The sequence below is a fragment of the Anaeromyxobacter sp. SG17 genome, from assembly GCF_022690695.1.
Lineage (GTDB): Bacteria > Myxococcota > Myxococcia > Myxococcales > Anaeromyxobacteraceae > Anaeromyxobacter > Anaeromyxobacter soli.
In genome coordinates, this window is the sequence record NZ_JALCYX010000009.1 from 89,739 (window position 1) to 105,946 (window position 16,208).

Below are 16,208 nucleotides of genomic sequence, written 5' to 3' on the forward strand. Positions count from 1 at the left end.
CCGGGTGCCGGGCCGGGGTCGCCGGCCGGCTACAGCCCGAGGATGAGCCGCGCGGCGGTGAAGTAGATGACGATCCCGGAGACGTCCACGAGCGTCGCAATGAACGGCGCGGACGCGCTCGCCGGGTCGAAGCCGAGCCGGCGGATGAGAATGGGCAGCATCGAGCCCATGAGCGTGCCCCAGGTCACGACGAGCACGAGCGAGCTCGACACGGTGAGCGCGATGGAGGGGGTGCGCGGCCCGTACGTCCCGAACAGCCCCTGCCAGGCGAAGATGCGCAGGGAGCCGATGAGGGCGAGGATGATGCCCAGGGCGAGCCCCGAGAGCACCTCCCGCCGGGCGACGCGCAGGGCGTCCCGCACCGCCACCTCGCCGAGCGCCATGGCGCGGATCACCAGCGTCGAGGCCTGCGAGCCGGAGTTGCCCCCCGACGAGATGATGAGCGGCACGAACAGCGCGAGGACCACCGCGCGCCCGATCTCGTCCTCGAAGCCGGCCATGGCGGTGGCGGTGAACATCTCGCCGATGAACAGCGCGGAGAGCCAGCCCGCGCGCTTCTTCACCATGGCGAGGAAGCCCGTGGCGAGGTAGGGCGCGTCGAGGGCCTCCATGCCGCCGATCTTCTGGATGTCCTCGGTGGCCTCCTGCTGCACCACGTCGACGACGTCGTCGACGGTGACGATGCCCTGCATGCGGCCCTGCCCGTCCACCACCGGGATGGCGTTCACGTCCTCGTGGGCCATGATGCGCGCGACCGCCTCCTGGTCGAGCGTGTCCGGCACGCTCACCACCTCGCGCTTCATCAGATCGGCGATGCGGCGGTCGGGCGCCGCGGTGAGGAGGTCGCGGAAGGACACGACGCCGACGAGCTTCTGGTCGGGATCGAGGACGTACGCGTAGTAGATGGTCTCCGCCTGCTCGCGCGCCTGGCGGCGCAGGTAGCGGATGGCCTCGTCGGCGGTCATCTCCGGCCGCAGCCGCGCGAAGCGCGGGCTCATGAGGCCGCCGGCGGCGTCCTCCGCGTAGGCGAGGAGCGCGGTCACCTCGCGCCGCGCCACCGGATCGAGCAGCTCGAGGAGGCGGGGGCGCTCCTCCTCCGGCGTGTCCTGGATGACGTCGGCGGCGTCGTCGGGCGCGAGGAGCCGGATCCACAGCCGCCGCTCGGGCGGCGGCAGCGCGAGGAGCAGCGCCGCCTCGTCGGCGGGGGGCAGCTCGAGGAAGAAGTCGTCCGCCTCGGCGCGGACGAGCCGGTGGAACCCCTCGATCCGCTCCTCCCAGGAGAGGGCCGGCCAGGCGTCCCGGAGCTCCTCCGCCGTGAGCGGCACGTCGACCAGCTGATCCGCGTCCATGCCGCTCCCTTCGCGACGCGGAGGCTAGTCTCGCGGTGGCGGGGCGTAAAGCGAAACGCTCCGCGTGGAGCGGCCCTGCGGGCGCCCGCGCCGCGCGGGGGTCCGGGCGGTCAGCGCCCGACGGGGACGGTCGCGTCGAGGGCGAGCGGGAGCGGGATGCCCGCCACCTCCGCGGTCCCGGCGAGGCCCAGCCGGACCGGCGCCCCGCGGGCGAGGTCGGTCGCGGCGCGCCCGGCGCGGAAGACGTTGAGGCGCACGGGGATCGCGATCGTCTGTGCGGCGCCGCCGGCCACCCGGGCGAGGGCCGAGTCCCGCGCGCTCGCGACCTCGGAGCCCGCGAGCGAGAGGGCATAGTCGAGCCGGCCCGCCGGGAGCGGGAAGGCGTTCGGGTTCTTCACCCGGACCTTCACGTCGAGCGCCATCTCGGTGAGGGAGGCCGTGCGCAAGGAGACGCCCTCGAGCGAGAAGCTCGGCAGGCTCGGCAGCGCGAGCCGGTCGGAGTGCGAGACCGGCAGGTCCACCACCCCGATGGGCGTGCGGACGCCCACCTTGCCGGAGAGCCGGTAGGCGATGGCGTCGCGCCGGCTCGTGAGCAGCCCTACGATGCCCGGCACGTCCTGGTAGCGGATGCGGACCGGGATGGTGAGCGGTGCGACGCCGTTCGCCGGGATGGCGAGCCCGCCCGGCATGTCGCCGGTCGCGATGCGGGTCCCCTCCACCTCGACGCCCCAGCCGACGCGGGCGACGTCGAGACCGAAGCCGTTCGTGTTCTCGAGGTCGAACTTCACGCCGAGGGTGGCGCCCTCGAGATCGAGCGCCTCCACGGTCGCCGACCGGAAGGTGAGCTTCGGATCCTTGAACGCGACGCGGGCGAGGTTCGTGAGGCCCGCGCAGCCGGTCCCGAGGGCGGCGACGGCGAGGAGGGCGAGGAGGGCTGGCTTCTTCATGGAGGGATGTTCTAGCAGTGGGCGGAGCCGCGCCGCGAGGTGGGAGGCCGTCGCCTCCGAGATTCGCACGCGCGGCCGATCCGCCGGCGCCAGCCCACGCGCAAGGGACGGACGGTCCGGCCGCGGCCGGCATTCAAGCCGTCCACACGCCGTCCACAGCCGCTCCACAGCGCTCTCCCCCGGGATTTCCGACGTTTTCCACCGGCCATCCACGGTGATCCCGTCGGAGGTCGCTGGTAGGCTCTCGCCCGTTCCATGGCCGAGCTCGATCCCGTTCGACGCGCCTCCGAGGCGCTCGTCGCCCCGCTGCGCAGCGCCCGCGACCTGCCCCACAGCCTCGACGCCGAGCAGGCGGTGCTGGGCGCGATCCTGGTCGAGGAGACCGCCTTCGATCAGGTGGCCGCCCTCATCAAGTCGGGCGACTTCTACCTGCTCCAGCACCAGCACGTGTACGCGGTGTGCGAGGAGCTCGCACGCGAGTCGAAGACGCTCGACCCGATCCTCGTCCAGCAGCGGCTCGACGCGAAGGGCCTGCTCGGCAGCGCCGTCCCGCGCGAGCTGCCGCTCTCGCTCGCCCGCGCCATCGGCACGACCGCCAACGTGCAGCACTACGCGCGCGCGGTTCAGGAGCTCGCCCGGCTGCGCCAGATGATGCTCACCGCCCAGCGGGTGGTGGAGCGCGGCTACGAGGCGGGGCCGAACGTCCAGCAGTTCCTCGACTCCGCCCAGCAGGACGTGTTCGGCGCGGCGGCGGGCACCGGCACCGACACGCTGAAGAAGATCGCCGAGCCGGTGATGCGGGCGATCGAGAACCTCGAGGCGGTCCAGAAGCGCGTCCAGGCCGGCCTCTCCCCCATCACCGGCGTCCCCACCGGCATCCAGTCGCTCGACAAGAACACCCTCGGCTTCCAGCCCGGCACGCTCATCGTCCTCGCCGCCCGCCCGTCGGTCGGCAAGACCGCCTTCGCCCTCAACATCGCGACCCACGCGGCCATCAAGGCGGCGAAGAAGGTGGCGTTCTTCTCGCTCGAGATGCCCTCCGACCAGCTCGCGCTGCGCATGCTCGCCTCGGAGGCGCGGCTCGACTGGCGGCGGCTCTCCGCGGGCCAGCTCTCCGCCTACGACTGGCAGAAGATCGCGACGCACGCGGACAAGATCGGCGCCGCGTCCATCTGGCTCGACGACAACTTCGTCCTCACCCCGGTCGAGCTCCGCTCGAAGTGCCGCAAGCTGAAGCGCGAGAACGGCGGCCTCGACCTCGTGATGATCGACTACCTCCAGCTCATGCACGCCCCGTCCGACCGGGCCACCCAGTCGCGCGAGCAGGAGATCGCCACCATCAGCCGCTCGCTCAAGTCGCTCGCGAAGGAGCTCGAGTGCCCCATCGTGGCGCTCTCGCAGCTGAACCGCAGCGTGGAGAAGCGCAAGGGCGAGCCGCCCATGCTCTCCGACCTGCGCGAGTCGGGCGCGATCGAGCAGGACGCCGACATCGTCATGTTCCTGCACCGCAACGACGAGGACAACAAGGACGTCCAGGCCGGCACGGCGAGCGGCGACACGCTCGAGGTGCAGCTCGTCGTGGCGAAGCAGCGCCAGGGGCCCACCGGGACGATCCCGCTCGTCTTCTTCAAGACGACGACCTACTTCGCCGAGATGGAGAAGCGCCGCGACGGACCGTGAGGGCGCGACGCGCGGGAGCTCTGCGCGAACAGGCGAGCGAAGCGAGGCCGCCGGGGCGCAGCCCCCGCCAGAAACGTTCAGCGCCGGCCGGTGCGGAGCGCCGCGCCGACGCCGACGAAGACGCCCGGCAGCATCGCCCGCCAGGCGTCCCCGAGCGGCACCCGGCCGGCGGCGTCCGACGAGAACGAGTCCGCGAGGAGCGGCAGGCCGAGGTGGACCTCGGCGGCGACGCCCCGCGCGGTGGTGTAGCGATACCCCACGAGCGGGCCCGCGCCGCACATGAGGTGCGGGCCGATGCGCCGGAAGTCGAGGACGCCGCCCACGAACAGGCCGCGATCGAAGTCCCCGAGCGCATACCAGCGGCCCTGGCCGCTGAACCCGAGCGCCCACTCCTCCGGGTAGCCCTTCACCGCCACGCTGCCGCCGCCGATCACCACCGCGGACGAGAGGCGGCCCTCCGGCCGTCGCTCGATGCTCGCCTCGAGCCGCCAGCCGCGATCGCCGTCGAAGGGGTTCCCCGCCGGGCCGGCGACGTTGAACAGGAGGACGAGGTTGCGATCGGGGGGCGGCCGCGTCGGGCGGACGGGCTCCCGGCGCTCGATGAAGGGCACCTGCTCCGGCAGCTGCTCCGGCACCTGCTGGCCCCGCGCCGGGAGCGGCGCCGTGGCGACGAGGGCCACGGCGAGGAGCGTCGCGGTGACGGCGCGGGCGCGGCGCGAGTGAATCCCCGTCATGACCTCCCCCTGGTTCCGCATCATTCTAGCGCGCCGCGCGGTCGAGGTAGCGCTCCACCGCGCGCTTACCTCCTCGCACCGCCTCCTCGAGCGGCGCGCCGCGCGCGAGGAGCGCAGCGATCGTCGAGGCGAGCCGGCAGCCGGTGCCGCGCGCGGTCCCCGGCCGCCGCCGGCCCGCGATCCGCGTCACTCTGCCGCGCACGACGAGCAGGTCGAGCGGCGCCCCCACGCGGTGCCCGCCCTTCACGAGCACCGCGCGCGCGGGGAGGGCGCGGGCGGCGCGCACGGCCGCCTCGTCCGTCGAGACGTCGAGACCCGTGAGCGCCGCGAGCTCGGGCAGGTTCGGCGTGACGAGCCTCGCGCGCGAGAGGAGCGGCGCGAGCGCGTCGCCGAGGGGGCGGCCCTCGGCGAGGAAGAGCGGCGCGCCGGAGGAGGCGACGAGGACCGGGTCAACGACGAGCGGCACCCTTTCGAGCGGGCGCTCGCCGAGCCGGACGGCGAGGGTGCGGGCGATCGACGCCGTGGCGAGCATGCCGGTCTTCACCGCCCGCGGCCGCTCGGCGCCGAGCACGAGCGCGTCGACCTGGGCGAGCAGGATCCCCGGGCTCGCGGGCTCGAAGCCGCGCGCGCCGCCCGGCCCCTGGGCGGTGAGGGCGGTCGCGACCGCCCAGCCCTCCGCGCCGGCGGCGCGGACGGCCTCGAGGTCGGCGAGGAGGCCGGCTCCGCCGGAGGGATCGAGGCCGGCGACGACGAGCACGCGCGGAGGGGAGCCTCGCGCGGGCCCAGGCGCCCTCGCCCGGACCCTTGCGGCGCGCGCGCTCACCGGCGGCGATCCCGCGCCGCGGCGACGAGCCCGCGGTACAGCGCCGCGTGGCGCGGCTCGTGGCGGAGAACGGCCTCCGGGTGCCACTGCACGCCGAGCGCGAACGGCAGGTCCGGCAGCTCGATGGCCTCGGCGATCCCGTCCGCCGCGCGCGCGGACACGAGCACGCCGGCGCCCGGCTCGCGGACCGCCTGGTGGTGCGTCGAGTTCACGGAGAGCGCGCCCGGGCCCACGAGGGCCGCGAGGTGCGTGCCCGGCTGGATGGCCACCTCGTGCGAGGGGACGTCCTTCGGCGCGGGCTGCTCGTGGCCGTGGATGCCGGCGTCGCCGGGGAGATCCTGGTAGAGCGTCCCGCCCCGCACCACGTTGAGGAGCTGCATGCCGCCGCACACGCCGAGCACCGGCATGCGCGCGGCGAGCGCCGCCTCGAGCAGATCCTTCTCGAACGCGGTGCGCTCGGGCTTCGTGGCGCCGCACGCGTCGCGGCGCGCCTCGCCGTAGAGCTCCGGCGGCACGTCGAAGAACCCGCCCGTCACGACGAGCCCGTCGAGGAGCGCCAGGTAGGCCGCGGCGGCGTCCTTGGCGTGCGGGAGCAGGATGGGGAGCCCGCCCGCGGCGAGCACCGCCTCGATGTAGGCGCGGCCGAGGAAGTAGCGCCCCTCCCGCTCGTCCGCGTCGAGGGTGAGGCCGATGCGCGGTCGCGACCTCATGGCGTCGTCTCCCGGAGCCGGTGGCCGGCGGCGAAGCCCTGCGCGAGCCGGGCGGCGTTCGCGCTCGGCTCGCCCGCGCCGAAGATCGCCTCGATGACGGCGGCGCAGGCCGCGCCGGCGCGGGCCACCTCGCCGACGTTCGCGAGGGTGATCCCGCCGATCGCGACGACCGGCGCGCCCAGCGCGGAGGCGACCTCGCGGAGCAGGGCCGTCCCGCGCGGCGGGACGGCGAGCGCCTTGGAGCGCGAGGCGAAGATCGGGCCGAAGCCGACGTGGTCCGCCCCCTCGGCGATGGCGGCCCGCGCCTCCTCGAGCGTGCGGGTGGTGCGGCCCACGAGGAGCTCCGGCCCGACGAGCCGGCGCGCCTCGGCGAGGGGCAGATCGTCGTCGCCGAGGTGCACGCCGTCCGCGCCGGCGAGGAGCGCGAGGTCCGCCCGGTCGTTCACGATGACGAGGGCGCGTCCCCGCGCGAGGGCGACGATCTCCCGCGCCGCGGCGAGCACCGCGCCGGCGGGCGCGTCCTTGATGCGGACCTGCACGACGCCGGCGCCGCCGGCGATCGCGGCTCGCGCCTGCCCGATCGCGTCCCCGCCCCCCACGATGGCGTAGAGCCCCGCGAGCCGCGCGCGCCGCGCGGCGCCCGCCGAGGCATCGGAAGTGGGCATGACGACAGCGCTAACACGCGCTTGACTGCCCCGCAAGGCGCCGCATATTTTGCCCGCCTCCCGCGTTCCAGGTGGACCCATGGCCGATCAGCCCGAGAACAAGCTCGTCGACAAGCGTGTCGCGAGTCGCTACGTCCGCAAGGGCGTCCTCGACGAGAAGGATTACGAGAAGCACGTGAAGTCCCTGCCGGACCTCGCGGACCAGGCGATGCCGATCGAGGCATCGATGGACTCCGACGACTTCGACGATCTCGACGACGTCGACGACGAGCCCGAGTCGCCCGCCCCCGGCGGCGAGACTCCTCCCGCCTAGAGCCGTGCGCGCGCGCCGCGCGATCCTCGCCTCGCTCGCGCTCGGGGCGGTCCTCATCGCCCCGGGCGCCTCCGCCCGACCGAACGCCCTCCCCCGCCCCGACGAGCGGCCGTCGCCGAACCGGCGCACGCCGGTCGTCCTCGCGGTGGAGAAGGTGCGCGGCGCGGTGGTGAACGTCTCCGCCGAGGAGCTCGTCCGCATCCGCGTGCCGTCGCGGGGGAGCTCCATGGCGGAGCTCCTCTTCGGCGACCTCTTCGAGCACCCGCGCTACCGCAAGGGGTACGCGGTCACCTCGCTCGGCTCGGGCGTCATCGTCTCGCCCGACGGCTACGTCCTCACGAACAACCACGTCGTCGAGCGCGGCGCCCGCTTCCGGGTGGGCCTGCTCGACGGGCGCGAGATCATCGCGAAGGTGGTCGGGACGGATCCGTCGAGCGACCTCGCCGTGCTGAAGCTCGAGACGAAGGAGAAGCTGCCCTTCGTCACCACGGGCCGCTCGGACGAGCTCCTCATCGGCGAGACCCTCATCGCCATCGGCAACCCGTTCGGCCTGTCGCACACCGTCACGACCGGCGTCGTCTCCGCCGTGCACCGGAACTTCAAGGCGGGCGAGCGGACGCTCTTCGACTTCATCCAGACCGACGCGTCGATCAACCCGGGGAACTCCGGCGGCGCGCTCCTCGACATCGAGGGGCGGCTCGTCGGCATCAACACCGCCATCCTCGGCGATCGGAACGCCGGCATCGGCTTCGCCATCCCCATCGATCGCGCCCGCCGCATCGCCGAGGACCTCATCGAGCACGGCGAGGTGCGCGAGGGTTACCTCGGGGTCGCGGTGGACGACCTGCCCGCGAAGGACGGCGCGGCCGAGGGCACGACGGGGGGCGTGGTGGTCACCGCGGTGGATCCCGGCTCGCCGGGCGCGGCGGCGGGCATCCGGAAGGGCGACGTGGTGGAGTCGGTGCAGGGGTTCGCGCCGCAGAGCGCCGAGGAGTTCCGCTTCCGCGTGCGCGATCTGCCCATCGGCGGCGCCGCGAAGCTCGAGCTGCTCCGCCGCGGCCAGCGGGTGGCGGTGTCGGTGACCTCGGTCGAGCTCTCGGCGCAGGCCGCCGCCGAGCTCGCCGCGCGCGCGACCGGGCTCACGCTCGGGGAGCAGCGCGTTCAGGGGGGCTCGGTGCTGGTGGTGAAGAGCGTCGCCCCGCGCTCGGCCGCCGCGCAGGTGGGCATCCGGCAGGGCGACCTCGTGCGGGAGGTGAACTCGACCGAGGTCTCGACCCTCGCGGCCTTCCGCCGCGCCGCCGCGCGGGCGCGCCGGAGCGGCCAGCTCGTGCTGCTCGTCCAGCGCGGCTACGCGGCCGAGCGGATCGCCTTCGACTTCCAGTAGACTCCGGAGCGCCTGGGCCGCGACCCTCGCGCGCGCCCCTCGGGAGGTTCGCCATGGACGAGAAGGACGCCGGCGGGATCGACTTCTACACGTTCGTGCTCTCGCTCGCCTCGAGCGCGTTCATCCACCTCGGCGACGCGCCGCACCCCGACACCGGCCTCCCGGGCAAGCCCGACCTCTCCCTCGCCCACCAGTCCATCGACATCCTCGCCATGCTCCGCGAGAAGACGAAGGGCAACCTCACGCCGGAGGAGGAGCAGTTCATGGAGCACCTCCTCACCGACCTGCGGCTGCGCTACGTGGCGAAGCAGGGGGGCAAGGCGGAGTAGCGCGCCGCCTCTCCGGCCGAAACAGGATCTCGCGAGCGGCTACGGCTGCCGCTCTGCCGCCGACGTGGCGCCAGGGAGCGCGCGTCGCCGCTCTACACCCCCGCCTGGAGCATGGCCTCGGCGAGCAGGCGGATGAGCTCGCGGCGGACCACGCGGCGGGTGCGGGAGAGGGCGTTCGGATCGCGGCGCGCGTGCGGGCCGGCCTTGCGGCGCGCCGCCTGTACCACCCAGGCGATGCGGCGGGCGTCGAGCTTCGGCGCGCGCGACGAGGCGAGGAGGAAGAAGCCGAGGCCGCGCTCCTCGAGGACCTGCTGGAGGACGTGGCGGGCGCGGGAGACGAGCGTGAGGTCGACGACGTTCGGCACGCGGCGATCTCTAGGATCGATCGCCGAGGGGATCCAATTTTCGCGCGCCGTGCCCTAAAACTGGATCTTGCCGGCGAGCCTGGATCGCAGAAAACGCTGGCGCTCAGCGATATCGCGCGCGTACGGCAGGCTCGCGAGGGGTTCACAGCCCGTCACGCGCGCGATCTCCCCGGCATTGTACGGGACGGACGGATCGTCGAGGTCGCACGCGCGGTTGAGGACGATGCCCGCGAGGACGAGCCCGCGCGCGCGGAGCGCCTCGACGGTGAGGGCGGTGTGGTTCACGGTGCCGAGCCCCGCGCGCGCGACCACGAGCACCGGCAGGCCGAGCGCGACGGCGAGGTCGGCGTAGGTCTCCCGCTCCGTGAGCGGCACGAGGAGCCCGCCCGCGCCCTCGACGAGCAGGGCGTCGTGCCGCGCGGCGAGCGCGCGGGCACGCTCCACGATCGCCTCGAGCGAGACCGCCCTGCCCTCGAGGCGCGCGGCCACGGCGGGCGCGAGCGGCGCGGCGAAGGAGTACGGGCAAAGGGCCTCGAGCGGCTCGACGCCGCCGCTGGCCGCGTGCAGCCGGTCCGCGTCGCTCGGCTCGCCGGGCGTGACCCCCGACTGGGCCGGCTTCATCGCCACCATGTCCACGCCCGCGGCCCGCGCTGCCGCGACGAGCGCGCAGCTCACCTCGGTCTTGCCGACGCCGGTGTCGGTCCCGGTGACGAAGAGCCCGCGCACGGTCAGATCCTCGCCGTCACCTTCTCGATGCTCGCGAGCGCGATGGCGGCGAGCTGCTCGAGCTCCCGCTCGGTCATGGCGAGCGGCGGCATGAGCACGACCACGTTGCCGAGCGGCCGCAGGATGGCGCCGAGCCGGCGCGCCTCCAGCATCACCTCGTGGCCGGAGCGGAGCGCGTAGGCGTACTCCTCGCGGGTCGCGCGGTCCCGCACGAGCTCGAGGCCGACCATGAGCCCGCGCTGGCGGACCTCGCCCACGTGCGCCATGCGCGCGGCCGGCTCGAGCGCGCGCGCGAGGGCCGCGATCTTCGCGGGCAGCCCCTCGATGACGCGCTCCTCGCGCAGCAGCCGCAGCGAGGCGGTCGCGGCCGCGCAGGCGAGCGGGTTCCCCGCGTAGGTGTGGCCGTGGAAGAAGGTCCGCTTCTCCTCATAAGGCCCGAGGAAGGACTCGAACACCCGCTCCGTGGTGACGGTCGCGGCGAGGGGCAGGTAGCCGCCCGTGATCCCCTTCGCCATGGTGAGGATGTCGGGGACGACGCCGTCCTGCTCGACGGCGAAGGTGGTGCCGGTCCGCCCGAAGCCGGTCGCCACCTCGTCGCACACGAGGAGCGCCCCGTGCCGGTCGCAGATCTCCCGCATGCGCCGCACGTAGCCGGGCGGCTGCGCGATCATGCCGTCCGCGCCCTGCATCACCGGCTCCATGACGAGCGCCGCGATCCTCCCCGGCCGCTCGGCGAACACCTGCTCCACCGCGTCGGCGCAGGCCATGCCGCAGGACGCAGGCTCCTTCCCGAGCGGGCAGCGGTAGCAGTACGGCTGCGGCGCGTGGTGCACGTCGAAGAGGAGCGGCTTGAAGATGCGGTGGAAGAGGTCGATGCCGCCCACCGACACCGAGCCGATGGTGTCGCCGTGGTACCCGCCGCGGAGCGCCACGAACTCGGTGCGCGCCGCGTCGCCGCGGAGCTGATGGTGCTGGAAGGCCATCTTGAGCGCGATCTCCACCGCGGTGGCGCCGGCGTCGGAGAAGAACACGCGGGTGAGGCCGCGCGGCAGGTGGCGCACGAGCTCCTCGGCGCACTCGATCGAGGCGGTCGAGGCGAGGCCGAGGAGCGTCGAGTGGGCGACGCGGTCGAGCTGGGCGCGGATGGCGTCGTCGATCGCCTTCACCCGGTGCCCGTGGACGTTGCACCAGAGCGAGGAGACGCCGTCGAGGTAGCGGTTGCCGAGCGTGTCGACGAGGTGGACGCCGTCGGCCGAGTCGACGACGAGCGGCTCCTCGGCGAGCCAGTCCTGCATCTGCGTGAACGGGTGCCAGAGGTGGCGGTGGTCGGCCTCGCAGAGGCGGCGGTGGCGCGCGGCGCGCGCGTCGGGAGAGCCCGTCGGGTGGTCTTCCATGGGGGCGCGAGGCTATCGCGCGGCCGCGGGCGAAGGGAAGGTGTCGAGCCCGCCGGCCCGGAGCGCGCGGCGCTGGCCCTTGCGCGGCGGCCTACCGCTCGGTCGCCGCCGTCCGGCGGGCCTGGACGCGCGGGTGGACCACTGCGCGCTCGACGTCCGGCCACATCGCCTCGGCCCACACCTCGTAGCCGGCGGACGACGGGTGAAAGCCGTCCTTGCCGAAGAGCTCGCTCCGGCGGTCGCGGAGCGCCCTGCGGCTCTTGCCGTAGACGTCCGCGAGCACGAAGCCGTGCCGCTCGGCCACGCGGGCGATGACGGCGTTGTAGGCCTCGATGCGGCGGCCGAGCGAGGGCGGCGCGCCGTAGCCGGCGGGCGAGAAGGTGAGGTCGGGGAGCGTCTGCAGCACCACCGTGGCCTTCGTGCGCCGCACGAGATCCGCGACGATCTCGAGGTCGCGGGCGAACTCGGCGAGCGGGCGCCCCTGCATGAGGTCGTTGATGCCCGTGCCGATGGTGACGAGCGCCGGACGCGCCGCCATCACCTTCGGGAGCTGATCTCGCCGGAGGTCGGCGGTGTTCGCGCCGCTCACCCCGAGGACCGTGAGCTTCACCGGGACACCGCTCGAGTCGAGGCGGCGCGCGAGCCGCTGCGGGTAGCCTCCGCCGCTCGCGGCGCCCACGCCGACGGCGGTCGAGTCGCCCAGCGCGAGGTAGACGAGCGGCGCGCCGCGGGCGGGCAGCGCGAAGGCGCGGCCTGCGGCGAGGGCGAGCGCCAGGGGCACGAAGAGCGCGGCGGCGCGGGCGCAACGGAGGTGCGGGATCACCCCGACAAGCTAGGCACGGCGGCCGCGGCCGCGGGCTCCATCGCCGGGGCCGCGCCTCTTCGGGGTCCCGCGCGCCGGCCGCATCCCCGGCCCGAGCCGCTCGCCGGGCCGGAGCCGCCCGAGCTTGCGGAGCGCCTTCTCGATGAGCGGACGGTTCGCCGGATCGCCCCAGCGGAGCAGCGCCTTCTGCATGCGCTTCTCGTCCATGTCGCGCGTGACGTGCACCGGCTCGCCCGTCATCGGGTGGTAGCCCGAGAAGTACATGTCCGAGGCGAGGGTCATGGGGGTCGGCATGAAGTCCTGCACCTGCTGCGGCTTCCAGCGGTTGTCCTGCAGGTAGTCCATGAGCTCCGCCGCCTGCTCGAGCGAGGACCCCGGGTGCGAGGAGATGAAGTACGGGACGAGGTACTGCTCCTTGCCGGCCTCGCGCGAGTAGCGCTCGAAGTCCTTGCGCAGCTTCTCGAACGACGACACGCCCGGCTTCTTCATGAGCTTCAGCACCGGCTCGCAGACGTGCTCGGGGGCCACCTTGAGCTGGCCGGAGACGTGGTGCTGCACGAGGGTCTTGAGGTAGCGGGCGCCGTTCTTCGTGTCCGCCTGGGCGAGGTCGTAGCGGACGCCCGAGCCGACGAAGAGGTGCTTCACGCCCTTCACCTTGCGGGCCTTCTCGTAGAGGTCCACGAGCGGGCCGTGGTCCACCGCGAAGAACTTGCAGACGGTGGGGTAGACGCAGGAGGCGCGCCGGCACACCGCGTGCGCCTCGGCGTCCGTGCAGCGCATCCCCCACATGTTGGCGGTCGCGCCGCCCACGTCGGTGATGGTGCCCTTGAAGCTCTCCTTCGAAGCGAGCGTGGCGAGCTCGCGCAGCACGCTCGCCTCGGAGCGGCTCGCGATGTCGCGCCCCTGGTGCTCGGTGATGCAGCAGAACGCGCAGCCCGCCGCGCAGCCGCGCAGGATCTGGATCGACCAGCGGATCTGCTCGAGCGCTGGGATGTGGGCCCCGCCGTAGGACGGGTGGGCCTCGCGCACGTAGGGCAGCTCGGCGATGCGGTCGAGCTCCTCGGTCGAGGGCGCCGCCATCGGCTCGTTCACCACCACGAAGCGGGTCCGCGCCCCGTGGCCGTGCCGCTGCACGAGGACGCGGGCGTTCTCGCCGTTGTGCTCGAGGTGGTAGAGGCGGCTGAACTCCGCGAAGCGCTTCTTGTCGAGGGCGATCTCCTCGTAGGCGGGGAGCTCGAGCGTCGCGCGCGCCCGCCCGTCCAGGAGGGCGAGCGCGAGGTCCGGCACCGCGAGCGCCGTGCCCGGCACGTCCACGAGGCCGCAGATGTCCTCGCCCGAGGCGAGCCGGCGCGCGATCTCCAGCACCGGCTTCTCGCCCTGCCCGTACACGAGCAGGTCCGCGCCGGAGGGCACGAGCACGGAGGGCAGCACGCGATCGTCCCAGTAGTCGTAGTGGGCGATGCGCCGGAGCGACGCCTCGATGCCGCCGAGCACGATGGGCGTCGTCGCGCCGAACGCCTCGCGGCACAGGCGAGCGTAGACGGCGGTCGCGCGGTCGGGGCGCCTGCCCGCGGCGGCGTGCGGCGTGTACGCGTCGTCGGAGCGGCGGCGCTTGTGCGCCGTGTAGTGGTTCACCATCGAGTCCATCGCGCCCGAGGTGATCCCGACGAAGAGCCGCGGCCGGCCCATGCGCAGGACGTCGGCGGTGCTCCGCCAGTCCGGCTGCGCCACGATCCCGACCTTGTAGCCCTGCGCCTCGAGCACGCGCCCGATCACCGCCGCGCCGAAGCTCGGGTGGTCGACGTAGGCGTCGCCCGTCACGAGCAGGACGTCGAGCCCGCTCCAGCCGCGGGCGCGCACCTCCCCGGGGGTGGTCGGCAGGAATGCCTCGGGGCCGGCCGCGGGCGGCTTCGCGCGGCCGTTCTGGACCACCGGCAGGGGGCTCATGAGCGCGCCATACATGGCCGCCGGAGTTGGGGAAATCAAGGAGGCGTCGCCTTTTGTGGGCTCCGGCCGGCGAGGTATCATCCGCCGTCTCGCTCGGCCCCTCCCCGCCGGCTTTCCCCCCCGGAAGACCCGATGCCCGATCCCCGCAGCGTGATGCAGGAGTACCGGACCCTCGAGGCCAAGCGGCTCGCGAAGGGACTCTCGCCCGACGAGGAGCGCCGGCACGCCCAGCTCCGCGACCTCGTGGGAGGCGAGCCCGGCGGCGGGGCGCCGCGCGGCGGGTTCGACGTGAACGCGGCGGCGGCGCGGCTGCGCGAGTCGCTCCTGCCGGCGGGGCTGCGGAACCGCCCGCCCCCGCCACCCGAGCTCTCCCCGGAGCCGGAGCCCGAGCCGTTCTTCCCCGCGCCCGCCCCCGCCGCCCCGGCCGAGGTCGCCTTCGACGCCCCTCCGCCGGAGGGCGCCCTTGCGCCGCTCCTCGAGGACGGCGCGACCGCTGAGGACCTGGCGGACCTGTTCGATCCCGCCGTCCTCGGCTGGGAGGGCGATCCTGGCGCGGCGCCGCAGGGCGCGGGCGCATGGGATCCGAACGCCGCCCCCGTCGATGCCGCCGGGCAGCCCTGGGATCCGAGCGCCCTCCCCGTCGATGCCGCCGGGCAGCCCTGGGACCCGAACGCCCTCCCAGTCGATGCCGCCGGCCAGCCCTGGGACCCGAACGCCCTCCCGGTCGATGCCGCCGGCCAGCCCTGGGACCCGAACGCGGCCGCCTGGGATCCTGCGGCGGCGGGCGGGGCAGCGGGATGGGAGCCGGGCGCGTACGCCGCTCCGGCCGCGGCCGGACCGTGGGACGCGGGCGCCTATCCGGCCGAGCCCGAGCTCTCCGCGCTCGGCGAGGCGGACGGGACCTTCGACCCGGCCGCGCTCGCGGGCGAGGACGCAGCTCCGGCGGAGCTCCTCGGCGCGGGCAGCGAGGCGGCGTGGGATCCGGCGCTCGCGCCGGAGGCGCCCGAGCCGACGCAGGCGCTCGACCTCGCCGCGGCCGCGCCCGAGGGCGACGCCGCGAGCGAGCTGCCCGCCCTCGAGCTCGAGCCGCTCGACGAGTCGGCCTTCGAGGTCGCGCCCGCGCCCGACGACGCGCTCGCCGGCTTCGACCCCACCGCGCTCGACGCCGCCGCGATGCCGGAGCCGACCCAGCTCCTCGGCCTCGCCTCGGAGCCCGAGCCCACCCTCACCATGCCGCTCCGGCTGGACGCCGGCGAGCTCCCGCCCGCGGGCTGGGATCCGGCGCCCGCGGCCGAGCAGGCACCGGAGGGCGCCGCGTTCGGCGCCTACGACGAGCTCGCGAGCGGCGCTCCCGCCTTCGGCGACGGCACCGACACGCTCGCCGCGGAGGGCGATGGAGTCGATCCGGCGCTCGGGCTCGATCCGTCCGCCCCGCCGCCGGTGTTCGCGCCCGCCGCGGGCGAGCTCGGCGGCGAGTACGACGACTCGGCCGCCTTCGACGTGGCCGCCGCGCTCGGCTCCCCGGACGGCGGCGGCTTCGAGGCGGACCGGCCGCTCGCGGCCGGCGGCGTCGGCGACTGGCACGCCGACCGCGCGCTCGAGGAGGGCTTCGCGCTCGCCTCGGGCGGCTCGTTCGACGCAGCCGACCCCGCCGGCGCCTGGGCGACCGCGGAGGCGCCCGCGCCGTGGGAGACCGCGCCCCCCGAGGGCGCCGGCCCCGGCGCGCCCGCTGCGCTCGGCGACCCTGACGCGAGCCTCGGGCTCGACACGGATGGCGTGACGGAGAGTCACCCGCTCCCCGCGGCGGCCGCGGCGGACGACCTCGGGCTGCCGGAGATCGTGGAGGAGCTCCCGACCGTGGACGGGGCGGAGATCCTCGAGGAGATCCCCGCCGACGAGGCGGACACGCCGCCGCCCTCGCTCGACTTCGGCGCGCTGCCGCCCGCCGCCGCGCCGCGCGCGCCCACCCTGGCGCCTGCCGCGCCGGTCCTGGCGCGCAGCGTGGCCCCTGCGGCGCCG

Annotated in this window: 15 protein-coding genes and 1 pseudogene; 5 read left to right on the plus strand and 11 right to left on the minus strand. The window is 74.7% G+C overall.

What is annotated here, in order from left to right:
• Positions 1-29 precede the first annotated feature (29 nt).
• Positions 30-1,349: a magnesium transporter gene (gene mgtE / locus MNY60_RS06300; protein WP_242339903.1), complete on the minus strand. Its 1,320-nt coding sequence runs from the start codon at positions 1,347-1,349 to the stop codon at positions 30-32.
• Between the two features lie 110 nt (positions 1,350-1,459).
• A complete protein-coding gene (locus tag MNY60_RS06305) occupies positions 1,460-2,296 on the minus strand; it encodes an LEA type 2 family protein (RefSeq protein WP_242360220.1) in 837 nt (278 codons plus the stop codon).
• Positions 2,297-2,551: 255 nt separating this feature from the next.
• Between MNY60_RS06305 and dnaB the strand changes: the two genes are divergently transcribed.
• Complete coding sequence (dnaB, locus tag MNY60_RS06310) at positions 2,552-3,976, plus strand: replicative DNA helicase (protein ID WP_242339901.1); 1,425 nt, start codon at positions 2,552-2,554, stop codon at positions 3,974-3,976.
• Between the two features lie 77 nt (positions 3,977-4,053).
• On the opposite strand, the gene MNY60_RS06315 is transcribed toward dnaB, so the two are convergent.
• The 4 genes from MNY60_RS06315 to thiE all read right to left on the minus strand — a co-directional run bounded on the left by MNY60_RS06315 (position 4,054) and on the right by thiE (position 6,908).
• On the minus strand, positions 4,054-4,731 hold the full coding sequence (locus MNY60_RS06315) for a hypothetical protein (RefSeq protein WP_242360221.1): 678 nt from the start codon (positions 4,729-4,731) through the stop codon (positions 4,054-4,056).
• A gap of 4 nt (positions 4,732-4,735) precedes the next feature.
• On the minus strand, positions 4,736-5,467 hold the full coding sequence (locus tag MNY60_RS06320) for a bifunctional hydroxymethylpyrimidine kinase/phosphomethylpyrimidine kinase (protein ID WP_242360222.1): 732 nt from the start codon (positions 5,465-5,467) through the stop codon (positions 4,736-4,738).
• Between the two features lie 62 nt (positions 5,468-5,529).
• Positions 5,530-6,243, minus strand: coding sequence for a gamma-glutamyl-gamma-aminobutyrate hydrolase family protein (locus MNY60_RS06325; RefSeq protein WP_242360223.1), 714 nt, complete (start codon positions 6,241-6,243; stop codon positions 5,530-5,532).
• Complete coding sequence (gene thiE, locus MNY60_RS06330) at positions 6,240-6,908, minus strand: thiamine phosphate synthase (protein ID WP_242360224.1); 669 nt, start codon at positions 6,906-6,908, stop codon at positions 6,240-6,242. The genes MNY60_RS06325 and thiE overlap by 4 nt, the downstream gene beginning before the upstream one ends.
• Positions 6,909-6,987: 79 nt before the next feature.
• Here thiE and MNY60_RS06335 point away from each other — a divergent pair, with 79 nt between their 5' ends.
• From MNY60_RS06335 to MNY60_RS06345, 3 genes are read left to right on the plus strand one after another with little or no spacing between them, the layout of a single operon-like run.
• Entirely contained in the window at positions 6,988-7,221 is a 234-nt protein-coding gene (locus MNY60_RS06335) for a hypothetical protein (protein ID WP_242339896.1), read from the plus strand.
• A gap of 4 nt (positions 7,222-7,225) precedes the next feature.
• The gene (locus tag MNY60_RS06340) at positions 7,226-8,605 is read left to right on the plus strand and encodes a trypsin-like peptidase domain-containing protein (RefSeq protein WP_242339895.1); all 1,380 of its coding nucleotides are present in this window, start codon (positions 7,226-7,228) and stop codon (positions 8,603-8,605) included.
• A 53-nt stretch (positions 8,606-8,658) separates the two neighbouring features.
• The gene (locus MNY60_RS06345; protein WP_242339894.1) at positions 8,659-8,934 is read left to right on the plus strand and encodes a DUF1844 domain-containing protein; all 276 of its coding nucleotides are present in this window, start codon (positions 8,659-8,661) and stop codon (positions 8,932-8,934) included.
• Between the two features lie 92 nt (positions 8,935-9,026).
• Here MNY60_RS06345 and MNY60_RS06350 read toward each other — a convergent pair whose 3' ends face one another.
• The 5 genes from MNY60_RS06350 to MNY60_RS06370 all read right to left on the minus strand — a co-directional run bounded on the left by MNY60_RS06350 (position 9,027) and on the right by MNY60_RS06370 (position 14,189).
• On the minus strand, positions 9,027-9,299 hold the full coding sequence (locus tag MNY60_RS06350) for a hypothetical protein (RefSeq protein WP_242339893.1): 273 nt from the start codon (positions 9,297-9,299) through the stop codon (positions 9,027-9,029).
• Positions 9,300-9,353: 54 nt separating this feature from the next.
• Positions 9,354-10,025 carry a dethiobiotin synthase gene (gene bioD, locus MNY60_RS06355; protein ID WP_242360225.1) on the minus strand — a complete coding sequence of 224 codons (672 nt, stop codon included), beginning with the start codon at positions 10,023-10,025 and terminating at the stop codon, positions 9,354-9,356.
• Between the two features lie 2 nt (positions 10,026-10,027).
• On the minus strand, positions 10,028-11,419 hold the full coding sequence (bioA, locus tag MNY60_RS06360) for an adenosylmethionine--8-amino-7-oxononanoate transaminase (RefSeq protein ID WP_242339891.1): 1,392 nt from the start codon (positions 11,417-11,419) through the stop codon (positions 10,028-10,030).
• 91 nt (positions 11,420-11,510) lie between these two features.
• Positions 11,511-12,242, minus strand: a complete 732-nt coding sequence (locus MNY60_RS06365) for an SGNH/GDSL hydrolase family protein (protein ID WP_242339890.1) — start codon at positions 12,240-12,242, stop codon at positions 11,511-11,513.
• A gap of 9 nt (positions 12,243-12,251) precedes the next feature.
• On the minus strand, positions 12,252-14,189 hold the full coding sequence (locus MNY60_RS06370) for a YgiQ family radical SAM protein (RefSeq protein ID WP_242339889.1): 1,938 nt from the start codon (positions 14,187-14,189) through the stop codon (positions 12,252-12,254).
• A 132-nt stretch (positions 14,190-14,321) separates the two neighbouring features.
• Here MNY60_RS06370 and MNY60_RS06375 point away from each other — a divergent pair.
• Positions 14,322-16,208, plus strand: a pseudogene (locus tag MNY60_RS06375) (hypothetical protein); the annotation flags it as partial.

Bases quoted from the DNA above. Each gene is read 5' to 3' on its own strand.
- mgtE (WP_242339903.1), bottom strand. From the start codon at position 1,349: ATGGACGCGGATCAGCTGGTCGACGTGCCGCTCACGGCGGAGGAGCTC.
- MNY60_RS06305 (WP_242360220.1), bottom strand. From the start codon at position 2,296: ATGAAGAAGCCAGCCCTCCTCGCCCTCCTCGCCGTCGCCGCCCTCGGG.
- dnaB (WP_242339901.1), top strand. From the start codon at position 2,552: ATGGCCGAGCTCGATCCCGTTCGACGCGCCTCCGAGGCGCTCGTCGCC.
- MNY60_RS06315 (WP_242360221.1), bottom strand. From the start codon at position 4,731: ATGCGGAACCAGGGGGAGGTCATGACGGGGATTCACTCGCGCCGCGCC.
- MNY60_RS06325 (WP_242360223.1), bottom strand. From the start codon at position 6,243: ATGAGGTCGCGACCGCGCATCGGCCTCACCCTCGACGCGGACGAGCGG.
- thiE (WP_242360224.1), bottom strand. From the start codon at position 6,908: ATGCCCACTTCCGATGCCTCGGCGGGCGCCGCGCGGCGCGCGCGGCTC.
- MNY60_RS06335 (WP_242339896.1), top strand. From the start codon at position 6,988: ATGGCCGATCAGCCCGAGAACAAGCTCGTCGACAAGCGTGTCGCGAGT.
- MNY60_RS06345 (WP_242339894.1), top strand. From the start codon at position 8,659: ATGGACGAGAAGGACGCCGGCGGGATCGACTTCTACACGTTCGTGCTC.
- bioA (WP_242339891.1), bottom strand. From the start codon at position 11,419: ATGGAAGACCACCCGACGGGCTCTCCCGACGCGCGCGCCGCGCGCCAC.
- MNY60_RS06370 (WP_242339889.1), bottom strand. From the start codon at position 14,189: ATGAGCCCCCTGCCGGTGGTCCAGAACGGCCGCGCGAAGCCGCCCGCG.